Raw genomic sequence first — 15,633 nt, 5'->3', positions numbered from 1 at the left:
TTAATGATTAAACCGGTAATGCAATTATAGCAAGACCGGTTATAACACAATATTAAATCGGTGTAATCCTTTTAATTTAGAACCTAAAGTGTGAGAACGCTTTGTTGGCTTCAGCCATTTTGTGCGTATCTTCTTTCTTCTTCACAGCAGCACCTTCACCTTTAGCAGCAGAGATGATTTCGCCTGCTAATTTCTCCATCATGGTTTTTTCACCACGACGACGAGCATAGCTGATCAGCCATTTCATACCTAAAGCTACTTTACGCTCCGGACGAACCTCTGTAGGCACCTGGAAGTTAGCACCACCAACACGACGGCTCTTTACTTCAACAGCTGGCATTACATTGTTCAATGCTTTTTTCCATGTATCTAAACCGCTTTCGTTAGTTTTTTTCTCAACAATTTCAACGGCATTATAAAATATAGCATATGCTGTAGATTTTTTACCATCGTACATCATATTATTTACAAACCTGGTTACCAAAATATCATTGAATTTTGGATCAGGAAGGAGAATTCTCTTTTTTGGTTTTGACTTTCTCATTGTTTACTATCCTCCTTAATTATTTCTTTTTCTTAGCTGGTGCACCTTTTCCTGCCGGGGCTGCTGCCTGACCTGGTTTAGGGCGTTTTGTTCCATATTTTGAACGACGTTGGTTACGGCCTGCAACACCTGATGTATCTAACGCACCACGGATGATGTGGTAACGTACACCTGGTAAATCCTTAACACGTCCGCCACGGATTAAAACAATAGAGTGTTCCTGTAGGTTGTGTCCTTCACCTGGGATGTAAGCATTCACTTCTTTTCCGTTGGTTAAGCGCACACGGGCCACTTTACGCATTGCTGAGTTTGGTTTTTTAGGGGTAGTGGTATATACACGGGTACATACTCCTCTTCGCTGTGGACAGCTGTCCAACGCTGGCGACTTACTCTTGTCAACCAGAGCTACTCTACCTTTTCTAACTAATTGTTGAATAGTAGGCATTTTTCCTTTTTTGTATTTACAGTTTTATCCTTATTTTAAGGACTGCAAAGGTAGGGACTTATTTTTTGATTTTCAAGTAGTTGAGTGAAAAAGTTTTTGAGCCATAATTTACAGAAACGTTTGATGGCTAAAATGTTGCGGTTGAATGTGCAAATACAATCAGGTTTGGGGTTTGCAGCTAAAGGTTTTGCGCTGAAATAAAAGCACAACGTACCTCAAAGTTTCAGCACATCAATTATAAGCTATAAAATAAAGTGAAGAAGGCAGCAGCTTATTACAAGCTGTTTGAGCAATTGGTTATTACTCCATTGTTTATAACGATAGTATCAAGCGGGTTGGTTACAGATGCCGCAACAAAACTAAACGTGGCCGAAAAAGTGTTGGTAGCACCATCAACCTTGTAACTGGTAATATTTAATGAGCCGCTTACCGAATTATATAATTTTGATGAGGGGCTTTTATACACAGCATCCGGATATGCAGTTAATGGGTAAAAGCCCGCTGTAGTACCATCAAACTGGAAGGTAATTTGCGAACCATCCTTACCTATCAATATTACACTGTTAGCGGTTATACTATTATTTACAAAAATGCCATCGTATGATGAGGTAACAGTAACAGCCGTGCTGCCCACCATATAACTTGCCGATTTAAAGCCTGCCGGCAGTGGCGCATCCCCATCAAGCCTGCATGAACTTGTAAGGATGATCAGCATAAATAATGATACAGTAAACGTTAGTATTAGTTTTTTCATGATTCGGCCTCATTCCCTTTTACGGGCAATAATCCCTGAATGTTTAGCTAAAAGATTAAAAAAACTTGCTTTTCACACTAAAAATATGCGTTTTTATTTCCCGAATGATGGAATTTTAAACATCATTAATTACGGGTTAATATTATTAACAAAAAAAGAGCCCCGGTTAAAACCGGGACTCTCCCTCTTCACGCAATCACCTATCTAAAAATATCTTATTAATAACCCCTGTAATAGTGGTCGTGGTGATAATGGTGATAACCGCCACCTTCAACGTAGCATCCGGAAGTTATTGATACAAAAGCGGCTATTATTAATGCAAATCCAACAAATTTCTTTTTCATGGCTGTAAAATTTAATTTCAACATCCAAACTACGGGTGTTTAATTATTGGATAGTTTTTTACATAAAAGGATTAACCGGGAATGTAAATTACTTTACAGTAGAGCATGCTGTTGCTTTTTATTGAAACTGTGCTGGCTCACAAAAGCGGCGCCAGGCAGTTCCTCAACTTTAAGCGATACAGTTTTACTTTGGCCGAATATTACTTTTGGAGTTTTCACTGATGGCTCAGCATTCCACAAACATTCGCGTACGGTAAGGGTTTGGTGTTTGGTATCGAGCGAAATAAGCTGAAAAGATAATTTGCTTTCATCCTTTGATGATACGTCACCCTTCATTGGCGAATCTACCCTGAAGGTATTAAGCTTTACATCATTATCAGGCCCTGTATAAGTATAAAACTGGTTATAGTTACTGTTACCATGAAAGTAAGCTTTTATATTTGGATGGGCTTTTAAAAATTTAACCCAGCCGCGTTGCTCTATCGCAGTTGCATCCTCACCTTTATCGGCAGTAAGGCCTTCTTTATAATTTTCGGCTGTCAGGTTCTGAAACTTGTTTTGTACCGTCATGTTATGAGGGGGCAGCGGGTTTGTAAAGTGTTTGGCCTCGCAGGTTGGCTGGTCGTGCGTAAAAATAATGACCGGTGTTTTTTCATTTACCGTTTCCAAATCCCTTTGCATCCAGATCCGTTCGGCCGAATCAGGCCAAAGGGTAATAAACATCAGGTGGATGCCTTTTACATTAAGCGAATAATTTACCTTCTCTGTAGCATAATTATAACCCTGGTTAGTTAAGGGGTGCTCAGGTTTTAGCATCAGGTTATAAATTTTAACCATTGCCGTTGGATCGGTAAGCGGCACCATTGGCTTTGCATAGCCTATTGCGTTTGATATATCATGATTACCCGGCGCTAACAGCAGCCTGGCAGGTTTGCCATTACTGCCTTTCAAACTAATACCATGTATATAATCTTTATCAAACTGTGCCCATGATGCGGCTGCACTTTGAATAGGAATTTCCATACGGTTACATATATCGCCGGTTTGTACTACATAATCAACCCAGCCAATTCTTTTCCCGGCTTTAACACCGTTATCGGCAGGCCATGTTAAATAAGGGAGGGTATTTATCTGCGCAATCATGGCGGCATTTACGCGGTATGCGGCAACGTTGGTATCGCCCTTGAAAGTTTTACGGCTAATACCGTAATGCGCATCAGATGAATAAACCATATTGATAACCGGCGATGGTTTACCACGCTGCCCGAAAGTATGCAGCGGACAAATAAAGCTTAGTACCATCAATAAAAAAACACTTGTATAAATAGATTTTTTAAAACAGATATTAAGCTTATTGACTGACATACAAAGGGGTACTATTTAAAAGCCTCAAAATTAGCCCGAAGCACATTAACTAATTATTAATTAATCATTAATTTAACAGAAGTACCCTTTACACTAACCAATGAAATAAATCAACCCATGACCATGCCCCCCCTTTTGCCCTATCCATAATAATTATTAACTTCGAATCTATAAACTCCTGTAATACATGAAGAAATTCCTGTTGCTTGTTCCCATTGCAGTTTTATTCAGCTGCAATCAAAAAACCTCTCCTGCTGTTGATGCTGTATCCGGCGACGCTGCATTTCAAAAACTAAGTGATGATTATATCAATGGTTTCCTGACATGGCGCCCGGGCAATGGCGTTGCATTGGGCTATCATCAATATGATGGCAAGGTAACCGATCTCAGCAAGGAATCATTGGGCAAGGAGCTTGGACGCTTAAAGGATTTTGACCAAAAACTTAGTGCAACAGATACGGCCTCGCTAAGCCCAAAAATGTTTTATGATTTCCGAATTTTAAGATCGGCCATAAAAAACGAGATCTTTAATTTTGAAGATATGGGCACTTACGATAAAAACCCCATGACCTATGCCGGGGCCGTTGACGTAAGCATTTATATCAAAAGGAATTTTGCACCTATTGAAGACCGGATAAAATCGATCATCGCGATTGAAAAAGCTGCACCAATGATTTTTGCTGCCGCGAAGATTAATTTAAAAGACTCATTGGCTAAACCTTATATTGAAACAGCTATTGAAGTTGCCAACGGTTCAGCCGATTTTTTAGACGGCGACCTTAAGGTAGCCTTAAAAGGTGTTAAAAATGATTCGTTAATGATGGCCTTTAATACCGTAAACCAAACCGCTATTAATGTCATAAAAGGCTTTGCCACCTGGCTTGAAAAAGAAAAACTGCCAAAAGCTACAAACAACTATGCTATTGGCGTTGAGAGTTATAAAAAGATGCTGCTTTACAGCGAAGGCCTTACCTTATCGCCTGATAAAATATTGGAAATAGGGCTAAAAGACCTGAAAATTGAACAGGATGCATTTAATGCAGCAGCAAAAACTATCAACCCAAATAAAAAACCGATTGATGTTTACCATGACCTGCAAAAGGAACACCCTACCGCCGAAAATCTGATCCCGGAGGCTAAGAAAAATCTGGAGGCTATCCGCCAGTTTTTGATCGATAAAAACATTGTGACTATGCCCTCATCCATCAGGGTTAATATTACCGAAACACCACAATATGCCCGTGCAACCAGCACGGCATCAATGGATACCCCCGGCCCTTTTGAAACCAAAGCAACCGAGGCTTATTATTACATTACCCCTGTTGACCCAAAATGGACCGCTAAACAAAAAGAAGACTGGCTGGCCCAATTTGATTATTATACTACGGATAACATTACCATCCACGAGGTTTATCCAGGGCATTACACGCAATTTTTACACCTGAATGCTTCATCGGCAACACGGGTCGAAAAGATATTTAATAGCTACGCTTTTGTTGAAGGCTGGGCGCACTACTGCGAAAAAATGATGGCCGATGAAGGTTATGGCCATAATGGCGATACTGTAAAAGCTGCCAAATACCGCCTGGCACAATCGGGCGATGCGCTGCTGCGTTTATGCCGCTTGTGTGTTTCTATCCAAACCCACTGCCACGGCATGCAGATAGATGATGCCACCAAATTTTTTATGGCTAACTGGTACCAGGGTGATAAACCATCGCGCCAGGAAGCGCTGCGTGGTACATTTGATCCCGGTTATTTATTTTATACGATTGGTAAACTGGAAATTTTGAAGCTCAGAGCCGATTACCAGAAACAGGAGGGCGCAAAATTTTCGCTCAAAAAGTTTCATGATGAAGTGCTCAACCATGGCATGCCACAGATCAGGCTACTTCGCGAAATAATGCTGAAAGATAAAAGCACCTGGGGTGATGTGATGTAATCGGCTAAAACCGAAGCTTTATTGGATTTTGACGATTATCCCAAAACACAAGAAGCTCTACATTTGATGCACGTACCCGGTAAAACAAGCTGATTTGTTTTACTAAAACACATTTATGAATGTCGCTTTTTTCCGAATAGGGATATAGTAATGGGTTTGTACAGATGTGATTTATTACTTCTTCTGTACGATCAATAAAAGTTTCTATTTCTTTTATTGACCATTTTTCAGCAAGATATTCAAGGATTTCATAATAGGTCAGTCTTGCTTTTGGCGACCATATAACCGTATTTGACACCATTTACCGGGATAGAAAATGGCTTTTTATATCGGCCATTACCTGCTCGTGAGGCATGCCCTCACCCCTGTCAAGTTCAGCCTTTGCACTATCAATAGCCTCTTTCATTTCGGATGGAATATCATTCCAAAAGTCATTTTCAGATAACCCAACCAGGGATTTGATCTCGTTAAGTAAATCATCATCATTACTTTGAATGATCTTTTCAACTATTTTATACTTCAGTGAATTATCCATAATAACTGTGGCAACACAAATATAATTATTTTACTTATTCAATTTTGAATATAAAGTTACTGCCCGGGTAGTGTCTGCAACCCACGTTTATCTGGTGGCAGGGTTTTGTATTTTTTGTAACTATCATTTATATAAACCGCTAACGATTCGCCATTATTGTTTTTGATAAAGGCATACGTTGGACGGTAAAGTGACATAAAATCTTCTAACTGCTGGCCCTTTAACGGAATGATGCTGCCTACATAGGCACGAGTAAATACTTCATCAACATGGCGCTCTTCCTGCTCTCGTTTAAAATAGCGTTTAAGTCGGCGGGCATCCTTACCCTCTTTACTGAACCAAGTAGTTGGCGACAGCACATAAACCTTGCTCTTTTGATAAACATCCGGGTACTCAGTATGCGGATCAAAAGTTGGCCTTTTTGAATTGATGTTAACCTCACGCAGGGCAATGGTTTTTAACGTTAAGATGATCTTCTTAGGGGTCAGGTCAACTACATAGAGCGTATCAGAACCATAGCCCGGCGAATCAAAGATCAGCAAATGGCCGGTTTCTGTTTTAATGGAAAAATTACCGTCTTTATCGGTAAGGGTAAGTTGTTTGGTATTGCTATCCCTGATAAAAACGTTGGATAGTTTGGCACTGCTGCCACTTTCAAACACAGTACCTTTTAATAACTGTTGTGCGCTTGCTGAACCCGTTATAAATATGAACAGGGCAATTAAAAAATACTTATTTTTCATGGTAGATGAATTATACTGTCAAGTTAACCTAATTAAAGCAGTAATGGTTTTGTATTACAACTTTTTTACAAACTCCTGAATAAGAATATGCCTTTAAACAAACAAGCCCGGCAATACCGGGCTTGTTTGTTTAAATAACAGACTGATCTGCAGCTTATTTTTTCCAAACGTTATTATCCGGATTAAAATCAGGCAATACTTTATCAGGATCATAAGTTACCGACTCAATAGCCTCGGTTGAAGGGTATTTAAATGTCCAGGTGCTGTTACGCTCCCATATTTCAACCGGTAGATTAACGCGGGCAGTTTTACCGCTAACGGTTTTAATTTCGAGTATAACAGGCATAGCCATTTTCTCTAAATTATCAATAGTGATCAATGCACCTTTTGACGGATCATCATTCACGTATTTAACCTCGCGTACGGCAACATCCAAACGCCAGTTGTTCAAGAACCAGCCTCTCCAAAACCATTGCAGGTTTTCGCCTGCTGCGTTTTCAATCGTGCGAAAAAAGTCATCAGGTGTAGGATGTTTAAATGCCCATTTTTCAATATAGGTTTTAAAGGCAAAATCAAACCGCTCAGGGCCTAAGATCTGCTCGCGCAATAAAACAAGGCCTGCACTTGGTTTTGAGTACAATAAAGTACCTGTATTTCTTTCTCTAAGGTTAGCTGGCTGGCTCATTACCGGCTCCAAACCCTGGCCCGTAAAGAAAGGTGCTACACGGTGCATATCCGGTTGCCTTTTGCTTTTGTACTCGCCATTATTAAAATCAGCGGTTGAAAGTGTATTGATAAAAGTATTAAAACCTTCGTCCATCCAACCGTACAAACGCTCGTTTGAACCAACAATCATCGGGAACCAGGTATGGCCAAATTCATGGTCATTAACGCCCCATAAGTTACCCCGGGTTGCTTTGTATCCGCAGAAAACAATACCCGGGTACTCCATACCACCCACAATACCTGCAACAGCAGTAGCAGCAGGATAAGGAAACTCAAACCATTTGGACGAGTTATACTCGATAGATTTTTTTACATATTCGGTTGAACGGCCCCATGCATTGTTACCATCACTCTCAACCGGGTAGGCTGATATGGCGATTGATTTTTTACCGCTTGGCAAATCCATTTTGGCAGCATCAATAATAAATGCAGCTGATGATCCCCATGAAGCATCACGCGCATTTTTGATTTTAAAGTGCCAGGTTAATTCTTTTTTACCAGCAGGGCGCGATGCAGGGTCAGTAACCTCGCTTGCCGAACGGATAACTACTGTTTTCTCGCTCTTTTCAGCTTCGGCCCAGCGTTTTAACTGCTCAGGGGTGTACACATCCTGCGGGTTCAATAACTCGCCCGATGCTAATACAATATGGTTAGCCGGGGCAGTGATGCTCAGGTCAAAATCACCATACTCCAGGTAAAACTCTCCAGGGCCGGTGTAAGGAATGGTGTTCCATCCGTATATATCGTCATAAACGCACATGCGCGGGTACCACTGGGCAATCTGGAAAATTTTTCCATTCTTGGTTTCCTGGATTCCCATACGGTCTGAACCATAATTGGGTGCTATAAATGAATATTCAATTTTCAGTTTAACTTTTCCGCCGGCAGGGCTAATTTCTTTTGGTAAAAAGACCTGCATGCGGGTATCTGATATCAGGAACTTAACTTCAGTTTCTCCACCTTTTTCTCCAATCACTTTTATTGATTTGATCTTGTAACCAGCGTCAAAATCCTGACCGCGGCCCCAGTTACGGCTACCTGCCAATGGCACAATAGCAGTTCCCCTTGAATCTAACTTAAAAAGATTTTGCTCAAGGTTCATCCATAAATAATCAAGCTTTTGCGGGCTGTTATTGGTATAGGTTAATACTTCTGATCCGGTGATCTGGTTGGTTTGATCGTTTAAGGTTGCGGCCAACTGGTAATCGGCACGGTTTTGCCAGTATTTTGAACCTGGCTGCCCATCGGCTGCACGAAATTCGTTACCATTCTTATTGTAAAATAATGGGCCGAAAGTTTCATGATAATCATAATTGGTGGCTGGCGCGGTAGCCGGTGGCGTTTGTTGCGCCTGGCTAAAATTAGTTGCCGCCATAAAAGCCAGTGTGATACCGGCTATCAGGTTTAATTTCATTTTGAAGTCAGTTAGAGTAATTTAGGGCAAGTATACTATAAATTAAGCAATTGCCTTTTTAGGTAAAACGATTGTTACGCGTAGGTTATTAAACAAATATAAAGGCTGATTAATTTAACAGATGCCAAAATGGCCTTCATCAAATTAATCAGTCGGATAAAAGCTTATTTAATTAAATTTTCTTTATAAACATTTTCATCAAACCCGAAGAAGAGGAAATCGCCATCCTCAATAACCGGGCGCTTGATCATGCTGGTTTTTTGTTGCAGCAGCTTCAGCGTATCAGCTTTGGTTTTTATACTTTCTTTAACTTCAGGGTCCAGCTGTTTCCAGGTAAGGCCCTGCTTGTTCCAAAATTTTTCGTACCCGGCTTTAGCATCCCACTCTTCTAATTTCGTTTCGCTTACACCAAGCCTTTTAAAATCCTGAAATTCATAAGCCACATTATTAGCCTTAAGCCAGTCGGTTGCTTTTTTTACTGTATTGCAATTAGGTATTCCGTATACTTTCATGCGGTAAAGTTATTAATTTCCCCCTGAGTTGTTGGTGCCGCCTTTGGTATCATCGTTACTAATGCCGCGTTTATTTTTCTTGATCTCGCTGTTCAGCTTACCAAACCTGTAACTGAATCTAACAGCAAAACTGCGGTAAGGATTATCATTTATGGATGACCTGTAAAACTGCGGCGTACTTGTAGTTGATGTACTGCTGTGATATTTGCTGTAAGGATTGTTTAATACTAATGATAGGGTTGCTTTTTTGCTCAGCAGCTCTTTAGTAAGCACGTATGAGTTAAATATAAAATTGCTTGATTTACCTTGCAGGGTAACATCGCCGCTAAAAAAGCCGGCATCAAGGCCCAGGCGGTAGCCATTATTAAACTTATAGCCCAGGCTACCAAATGCATTACCTAAGTAACCCTGGTTTTTATAGAACTCGCCGTTATAAGTTCCCCTTAACCAAATGTGCGATACCTGCCCGTTAAGGCTCAGCGTCATTTGTTTGGTTATTGAAAAATTGGTGTTAAAGTTAAGCCCTAAAGTGCGGTTGCTCCCTAAATTTTGATAGGTTGTTTTGGTTAAGGTATCCTGCGCGCTGTTAACAACAAGGTTGGTTACATTTTGGATAGAGTTGTTTGAAAACGCATAGCTAAGCCCTGTATTAAATGAGCTTTTTGCAAAATTACTGTAAGTAAACTCAAAAGAGTTATTTAGCTCCGGCCTTAAATTAGGGTTACCCGTGGTAATGTACTTAGGTTCAGAATCATCAATAAAAGGGTTTAACTGCGTAATGCCCGGGCGCTGAATGCGCTGGGTAAAACCGAAATTAAAGCTGCTGGTTTTAAACGTACGCTGGATGGATACCGATGGGATAAGGTTGTTATAATCCTGGTGAACCTTTGTATTGGCCGAAGTAAAATCGGCATTGATGGTGGTATGCTCCAGGCGTAAACCTGCTTTGGCTGTCCATTTATCAAACTTTAACTGGTAGGAGTTGTACAGGCTGTAAACATCCTGGTGATAGTTGAAGTTATCGGTGTATAATGGATTTAAATTGTACTCATTAGTTGCCGAATCGCGGTCTGAGCGTTGAAAATTACTAAAATCATTCCTGATGATGGCTTTACCCCCGGCCTCAACGGTTATATTTTTAAATGGCTCGGTATAATCTAACTGAATGGTGTGTTCCTTATCGCCCGAGCTGTTGTACTGGTTAAAATCGGGAAGAGACGATTGGTAAGCAAATACCCTGTCTGAATACACATTATCATTTAACTGTGAGTTTGGCGAATAGTTGTACTTGTAGGACAAGGTTAGCAAACGTTCTTTTTTGTTTTTAAAGCCCATTTGGTAATTAACCGATGCATCGTACCCTACAAAGTTGTTATAACCCGTAGCTGCCTGGCGATATTGCTGCGATATGGAACCATCACTGTTTAATGACCTTGAGAACTGATCATTATCCTGCCCGTTATGGCCCTTATAGGTACCGAAACCACCTGTAAGCAAATTCAAACTGTCAATCTCGTAGCTAAGCTCTGTAAAGGTGTAAAAGTTACTACCTCTGTTAAAATCGGTGCCATTTTGCAGGATGGAGTTTCCGTTATTAAACGTTTGCGCGTTTTCAAAATTAGAATCGTGGGTGTTTCGCTTATTGCCACCGATAAAGGTAGACAAGCCGAATTTACCCTGCTTTACATTTAAGCTTACATTGATACCCGGGCCCCAGATGCTGTTATACCGGCCATTGATATTGGCATTATAACCCTGGTCGGCATTCTTTTTAGTGATAATATTGATGATGCCCGCTAAACCTTCGGCATCATATTTTGCCGGTGGCGTAGTGATCACCTCAATCTTTTCGATATTGGTTGCAGGCATAGCCCTTAAAACATCCGATGGGTTTTTAGCCACCAGTGCAGACTCTTTTCCGTTGATCAGGATCTTATAGTTACCGCTGCCTTTCAGCTTAATGTTATCATCAGCATCAACAGCTAATAATGGAACTTTACGCATCATATCCAGTGCTGTTAATGCCTTGCTCTCCGGGTCAGCCTGAACATCATAGCTAATGCGGTCAACTTCCTGTTTCATAACCGGCCTTACAGCAGTTATGGAAACTTCTTTTAACGAATGATTTGATGATGAAACAATAATGCGGCCCAAATCTATTTCAGTGCCTGTTCCGGTTATTTTTACAGTTTTATTTTTATAACCCACTGATGCAATGGTTAGCTGGTAAGTTTTACCTAATGAACCTTTCAGCTCAAAGGTACCATCATCTTTGGTAAGGCCAGATCTTACCGATTGTTGGGTTTTAGCATCCTGAAGGGCTGCGGTAGCATAACCTAAAGGTTTATTTGTTGCAGAATCAATGGCGATTCCTTTAACTGTTAGCGTTTGCGGGGTGGTTTGGGCCAATAATGCGGCAGGAAAATAACAGCAAAAAGCTATCAGTAAAAGTAGTCTCATAAAGTTTTTGGTAATTGACGCGCGAAGGTATAAACCTGTTGCACAGAAAAGGCAGGATTTAACTGAAATTAACTAAATAGTTAGTTTTGTAACACGTATTTTACTTATTAAATCGCGTCATGGTTAGTTCGGTGCCAATGGCAGCAAAACTTTTCACCATCTCAATAGCGCGGTCAATAAGGGCGGGGAGTTCGGGCAGTTCATCTTTATCAAAGCCATCCAGCACATAATCAACCTGACGTCCCTTGGGGTAGTTATCGCCAACGCCAAAACGTAAACGGGCATAGTTATTATCGCCTAAAGTGGCTTCAATATGTTTTAAACCATTGTGGCCGGCTGCGCTGCCCTTAGGCTTTAAACGCAGTGTACCGAAGGGCAGCGCAATATCATCAACTATTACCAGCACATTTTCAATAGGGATCTTCAGCTCCTTCATCCAATGGTTGAGGGCCTTACCGCTAAGGTTCATATAGGTAGTTGGCTTTATGAGATACAGTGTACGGGCTTTATGGGTAACTTCGGTATAGTAGGCCAGGCGCATATTGTAGAACTTGGCGTTTTCCTGTTTGGCCAATTCATCCAATATCATAAAACCAATATTATGCCTGGTATCGGCATACTCGGGCCCAATGTTTCCTAAACCAACTATCAGATATTTCATTTTTTTTAACCGCAGTATTTTAGCCCTTGTTATTCAATAATCTCATTAGTATGGCTAACGGTGGGCTTATTATATTTTTCAAAGTAAACAAAAAACAGCGATAAGCCTAAACTCATCGCTGTTTTTATAATTGGTATTACCGAATGAACGGCAGCACCTTAATTATTTTTTGCCAGAAGCAGCTTCTTGCTCAGCCTGACGTAATGCACGTGAGGTAGTTACAGAAACAATTGTATCTTCTTTAGCATTGGTGATAGTTAATTTATCAAAATTAAGGTCAGATACCTTAACTGATTTACCAACTTCTAAAGTAGCGATAGATACTTCAATAGCATCTAAATGATCTTTAGGTAAAGCTTTGATACGTAACTTTCTTAATTTTTGTACAAGTTTACCACCTGTTTTAACACCTGGAGAAGTTCCTGTTAATTTAACCGGGATCTCGATAGTGATAGGTTTTTTCTCGTCTAACAATAAAAAGTCAACGTGAATGATCTGCTCAGTTAATGGGTGAAACTGAAGATCTTTAATGATAGCCTGTGATTTAACACCAGCGATATCTAAGTTGATGAAATGAACAACCGGAGTATAAACTACAGCTTTCAAATCACTTGCGGACACTGAAAAGTGGGTTTGGGTTGGCCCACCGTAAAGTACTGCTGGTACCAGGCTTTGGTAACGCAGTTCTTTAGCGTCTCTTTTCCCTACGTTCTCTCTTGGAGAACCGCTAATAGCAATTGATTTCATTTTTAATATATTTATTTAATTATTAGCCTCATTAAGCATCCTCCAAAGTGGAGAAGAAAAAATAAGGAGATCTTTATTCTATTTTACTAAACCTGTTTTAAGGTTTTTTAATCAACCTTAAACAACTGGCTAATTGAGCCATGTTCGTTTACGTTCATTATTGCTTTTGCAAACAGCTCGGCAGTGCTTAACACCCTTATCTTACTGCTTTGGTGTTTAAGCGGTATGGTATCTGTAACTATCAGTTCAGTTAAAACTGAATTTTCGATAGTTTCATACGCCTTGCCTGATAATAGTGCATGTGTACAAACAGCACGTACGCTGCGGGCACCACGCTCCATAATTAAGCCTGCTGCTTTTGCCAGTGTGCCTGCGGTATCGCAAATATCATCTATCAGCACAATATCCTGGTCGGTTACATCACCTATCAGTGTCATAGCCTCAATTTCATTGGCACGTTTACGGCGCTTATCGCAAATCACTACTTCGGCATTAAAAAACTTTGCAAAAGTGCGTGCCCTGTATGAGCCGCCCATATCCGGCGATGCAACGGTAAGGTTGCCCAGCTTAAGGCTTTTTATATAAGGTACAAATATGATGGATGCATCAAGGTGATCAACCGGGATATCAAAAAAGCCCTGTATCTGCGCTGCGTGCAAATCCATCGTCATGATTCGGTTAATACCTGCAGCTACCAAAATATTGGCAACCATTTTAGCACCGATAGCTACGCGGGGTTTATCTTTCCTGTCCTGGCGGGCCAATCCAAAATACGGGATAACTGCGGTAACATAATGGGCTGATGCACGGCGTGCGGCATCGGTCATCATTAACAGTTCCATCAGGTTATCTGTTGGCGGATTGGTGCTTTGGATCAAAAAAACATCGCAACCACGTACGGACTCATTAAAGTGAGGTTGAAACTCGCCATCGCTGAAACGCGAAATAGCTACATCGCCTAAAGCACGGCCGTATGATGCAGCGATATTTGCTGCCAGTACCGTAGTACCTGAACCTGCAAATAACTTAACCGGGTTAAATTGTAATGGCATTTTTTGATTTCGGAAGTCGGGCTTGTTATTTCGGATTTTTTCCGCATTTACAAACCACTATTAGTATCCAGCAAGCTTAAAAAAAACAATTTCGGATTTCAGTAGCTTATTTTGGAATAAACCCAAAATCGAACATTTGAAATCCGAAATCAAAATTTTGTTGCCCGACCAGGATTCGAACCTAGACAAACGGTACCAAAAACCGTCGTACTACCATTATACTATCAGGCAATCTCCTATGGTTTGTTATCCATTCCAAAAAGGAATGCAAATATAAGACGATTTTTTTGTTCTCAAAACCTATTTTTAAAAAAGTTGAATTAACCCACTTTTAATAAAAATAAGCCCTCATTTATAGGTGATTAGTCTTCAATCACAACACCCATTGAGCAAAATTTATTGATGCGATCTGTAACCAGCTCATCAATATTGCGTTCTTTTAATACTTTAAGCTCTTTTAAAAGATACTTTTTAAGCGTTGCAGCCATAGCAACCGGATCCTGATGTGCACCGCCCAGTGGTTCTTTTATAACACCATCTATCAGCTTATTCTTAAACATATCAGTTGAGGTTAGTTTAAGCATTTCTGCTGCGCGCTCCTTATGCTCCCATGTTTTAAAAAGAATAGTTGAACAGTTTTCGGGCGAAATAACCGAATACCATGAATTTTCAAGCATGCTCACTTTATCGCCGATGGCAATACCCAAAGCACCGCCTGATGCACCCTCACCTATCACAATACAAATAACCGGAACCTTAAGTATCGACATCTCTAACAGGTTACGGGCAATGGCCTCTCCCTGGCCGCGTTCTTCGGCTTCAAGGCCTGGGAATGCTCCTGGGGTATCAATCAGCGTGATAACCGGTTTGTTAAATTTTTCGGCAAGCTTCATCAGCCTTAAGGCTTTGCGGTAGCCCTCGGGGTTTGGCATACCAAAATTACGGTATTGACGCTCCTTGGTATTACGACCCTTTTGATGGCCAATAAACATAGCCGTTTGGCCGCCTATGGTTCCAAAACCGCCTATTATTGCTTTATCATCACCAACTGTCCTGTCGCCGTGCAGTTCGATAAAATCATCGCACATCAGCTCAAGGTATTGTAAAGAATATGGTCTTTCGGGATGGCGGGAGATCTGAACTTTCTGCCAGCCGGTAAGGTTGGAATAAATCTCGCGTTTGGCTGCTTCCAGCTTGCTCTCCAGTTCGGCAACTGTTGCAGACATATCCAGCTTGTTTTTGTCTTCAACCTGCTTCACCTTGTCTATCTGCAATTGCAGCTCGGCAAGCGGCTTTTCAAAATCAAAAGTAATTTTCATTAAATAATTCTATTTAGTTAGTGAAGATGAACTTTTATATAGATCAAATTTCAAACCCAATTTATGTTAA

Annotated in this window: 16 protein-coding genes and 1 tRNA gene; 1 reads left to right on the top strand and 16 read right to left on the bottom strand. The window is 40.6% G+C overall.

Going from position 1 to position 15,633, the window contains the following annotated elements; all coding sequences use genetic code 11:
• Window positions 1-76: 76 nt before the first annotated feature.
• From rpsG to ACQY4U_RS13150, 5 genes are all read right to left on the bottom strand, one after another.
• Window positions 77-544: a 30S ribosomal protein S7 gene (rpsG, locus tag ACQY4U_RS13170; protein WP_428329906.1), complete on the bottom strand. Its 468-nt coding sequence runs from the start codon at window positions 542-544 to the stop codon at window positions 77-79.
• Between the two features lie 19 nt (window positions 545-563).
• The gene (gene rpsL, locus ACQY4U_RS13165) at window positions 564-989 is read right to left on the bottom strand and encodes a 30S ribosomal protein S12 (RefSeq protein WP_160908287.1); all 426 of its coding nucleotides are present in this window, start codon (window positions 987-989) and stop codon (window positions 564-566) included.
• A 274-nt stretch (window positions 990-1,263) separates the two neighbouring features.
• Complete coding sequence (locus tag ACQY4U_RS13160) at window positions 1,264-1,743, bottom strand: hypothetical protein (protein WP_428329905.1); 480 nt, start codon at window positions 1,741-1,743, stop codon at window positions 1,264-1,266.
• A 218-nt stretch (window positions 1,744-1,961) separates the two neighbouring features.
• Entirely contained in the window at window positions 1,962-2,087 is a 126-nt protein-coding gene (locus ACQY4U_RS13155) for a hypothetical protein (protein WP_428329904.1), read from the bottom strand.
• A gap of 93 nt (window positions 2,088-2,180) precedes the next feature.
• Window positions 2,181-3,452 (bottom strand): metallophosphoesterase family protein, encoded by a 1,272-nt coding sequence (locus ACQY4U_RS13150; protein ID WP_428329903.1) that lies wholly within the window; start codon window positions 3,450-3,452, stop codon window positions 2,181-2,183.
• Window positions 3,453-3,639: 187 nt separating this feature from the next.
• Here ACQY4U_RS13150 and ACQY4U_RS13145 point away from each other — a divergent pair, with 187 nt between their 5' ends.
• Window positions 3,640-5,394: a DUF885 domain-containing protein gene (locus tag ACQY4U_RS13145; RefSeq protein ID WP_428329902.1), complete on the top strand. Its 1,755-nt coding sequence runs from the start codon at window positions 3,640-3,642 to the stop codon at window positions 5,392-5,394.
• Window positions 5,395-5,398: 4 nt separating this feature from the next.
• Here ACQY4U_RS13145 and ACQY4U_RS13140 read toward each other — a convergent pair whose 3' ends face one another.
• The 11 genes from ACQY4U_RS13140 to ACQY4U_RS13090 all read right to left on the bottom strand — a co-directional run bounded on the left by ACQY4U_RS13140 (window position 5,399) and on the right by ACQY4U_RS13090 (window position 15,563).
• On the bottom strand, window positions 5,399-5,695 hold the full coding sequence (locus tag ACQY4U_RS13140; RefSeq protein WP_428329901.1) for a type II toxin-antitoxin system RelE/ParE family toxin: 297 nt from the start codon (window positions 5,693-5,695) through the stop codon (window positions 5,399-5,401).
• On the bottom strand, window positions 5,696-5,929 hold the full coding sequence (locus ACQY4U_RS13135) for a hypothetical protein (RefSeq protein ID WP_428329900.1): 234 nt from the start codon (window positions 5,927-5,929) through the stop codon (window positions 5,696-5,698).
• A 56-nt stretch (window positions 5,930-5,985) separates the two neighbouring features.
• Complete coding sequence (locus tag ACQY4U_RS13130; RefSeq protein WP_428329899.1) at window positions 5,986-6,672, bottom strand: hypothetical protein; 687 nt, start codon at window positions 6,670-6,672, stop codon at window positions 5,986-5,988.
• Between the two features lie 154 nt (window positions 6,673-6,826).
• Complete coding sequence (locus ACQY4U_RS13125; RefSeq protein WP_428329898.1) at window positions 6,827-8,812, bottom strand: M1 family metallopeptidase; 1,986 nt, start codon at window positions 8,810-8,812, stop codon at window positions 6,827-6,829.
• A gap of 164 nt (window positions 8,813-8,976) precedes the next feature.
• Window positions 8,977-9,324: a Spx/MgsR family RNA polymerase-binding regulatory protein gene (locus tag ACQY4U_RS13120; protein WP_428329897.1), complete on the bottom strand. Its 348-nt coding sequence runs from the start codon at window positions 9,322-9,324 to the stop codon at window positions 8,977-8,979.
• A 12-nt stretch (window positions 9,325-9,336) separates the two neighbouring features.
• Window positions 9,337-11,784, bottom strand: coding sequence for a TonB-dependent receptor domain-containing protein (locus tag ACQY4U_RS13115; RefSeq protein WP_428329896.1), 2,448 nt, complete (start codon window positions 11,782-11,784; stop codon window positions 9,337-9,339).
• Between the two features lie 100 nt (window positions 11,785-11,884).
• Window positions 11,885-12,445, bottom strand: coding sequence for an aminoacyl-tRNA hydrolase (pth, locus tag ACQY4U_RS13110; RefSeq protein WP_428329895.1), 561 nt, complete (start codon window positions 12,443-12,445; stop codon window positions 11,885-11,887).
• Window positions 12,446-12,607: 162 nt separating this feature from the next.
• Entirely contained in the window at window positions 12,608-13,192 is a 585-nt protein-coding gene (locus tag ACQY4U_RS13105) for a 50S ribosomal protein L25/general stress protein Ctc (RefSeq protein ID WP_428329894.1), read from the bottom strand.
• A 107-nt stretch (window positions 13,193-13,299) separates the two neighbouring features.
• Window positions 13,300-14,244: a ribose-phosphate pyrophosphokinase gene (locus tag ACQY4U_RS13100; protein ID WP_428329893.1), complete on the bottom strand. Its 945-nt coding sequence runs from the start codon at window positions 14,242-14,244 to the stop codon at window positions 13,300-13,302.
• A gap of 160 nt (window positions 14,245-14,404) precedes the next feature.
• Window positions 14,405-14,475: transfer RNA gene (locus tag ACQY4U_RS13095), tRNA-Gln, on the bottom strand.
• 131 nt (window positions 14,476-14,606) lie between these two features.
• Window positions 14,607-15,563: an acetyl-CoA carboxylase carboxyltransferase subunit alpha gene (locus ACQY4U_RS13090; protein WP_428329892.1), complete on the bottom strand. Its 957-nt coding sequence runs from the start codon at window positions 15,561-15,563 to the stop codon at window positions 14,607-14,609.
• Window positions 15,564-15,633 lie beyond the last annotated feature (70 nt).

This window comes from Mucilaginibacter sp. (assembly GCF_965277465.1).
Classification (GTDB): Bacteria; Bacteroidota; Bacteroidia; order Sphingobacteriales; family Sphingobacteriaceae; genus Mucilaginibacter.
Note: the sequence above shows the minus strand (reverse complement) of the source record. Positions and strands in the feature narration are given on the sequence as shown.

Bases quoted from the DNA above. Each gene is read 5' to 3' on its own strand.
- rpsG (WP_428329906.1), bottom strand. From the start codon at position 544: ATGAGAAAGTCAAAACCAAAAAAGAGAATTCTCCTTCCTGATCCAAAA.
- rpsL (WP_160908287.1), bottom strand. From the start codon at position 989: ATGCCTACTATTCAACAATTAGTTAGAAAAGGTAGAGTAGCTCTGGTT.
- ACQY4U_RS13160 (WP_428329905.1), bottom strand. From the start codon at position 1,743: ATGAAAAAACTAATACTAACGTTTACTGTATCATTATTTATGCTGATC.
- ACQY4U_RS13155 (WP_428329904.1), bottom strand. From the start codon at position 2,087: ATGAAAAAGAAATTTGTTGGATTTGCATTAATAATAGCCGCTTTTGTA.
- ACQY4U_RS13150 (WP_428329903.1), bottom strand. From the start codon at position 3,452: ATGTCAGTCAATAAGCTTAATATCTGTTTTAAAAAATCTATTTATACA.
- ACQY4U_RS13145 (WP_428329902.1), top strand. From the start codon at position 3,640: ATGAAGAAATTCCTGTTGCTTGTTCCCATTGCAGTTTTATTCAGCTGC.
- ACQY4U_RS13140 (WP_428329901.1), bottom strand. From the start codon at position 5,695: ATGGTGTCAAATACGGTTATATGGTCGCCAAAAGCAAGACTGACCTAT.
- ACQY4U_RS13135 (WP_428329900.1), bottom strand. From the start codon at position 5,929: ATGGATAATTCACTGAAGTATAAAATAGTTGAAAAGATCATTCAAAGT.
- ACQY4U_RS13130 (WP_428329899.1), bottom strand. From the start codon at position 6,672: ATGAAAAATAAGTATTTTTTAATTGCCCTGTTCATATTTATAACGGGT.
- ACQY4U_RS13125 (WP_428329898.1), bottom strand. From the start codon at position 8,812: ATGAAATTAAACCTGATAGCCGGTATCACACTGGCTTTTATGGCGGCA.
- ACQY4U_RS13120 (WP_428329897.1), bottom strand. From the start codon at position 9,324: ATGAAAGTATACGGAATACCTAATTGCAATACAGTAAAAAAAGCAACC.
- ACQY4U_RS13115 (WP_428329896.1), bottom strand. From the start codon at position 11,784: ATGAGACTACTTTTACTGATAGCTTTTTGCTGTTATTTTCCTGCCGCA.
- pth (WP_428329895.1), bottom strand. From the start codon at position 12,445: ATGAAATATCTGATAGTTGGTTTAGGAAACATTGGGCCCGAGTATGCC.
- ACQY4U_RS13105 (WP_428329894.1), bottom strand. From the start codon at position 13,192: ATGAAATCAATTGCTATTAGCGGTTCTCCAAGAGAGAACGTAGGGAAA.
- ACQY4U_RS13100 (WP_428329893.1), bottom strand. From the start codon at position 14,244: ATGCCATTACAATTTAACCCGGTTAAGTTATTTGCAGGTTCAGGTACT.
- ACQY4U_RS13090 (WP_428329892.1), bottom strand. From the start codon at position 15,563: ATGAAAATTACTTTTGATTTTGAAAAGCCGCTTGCCGAGCTGCAATTG.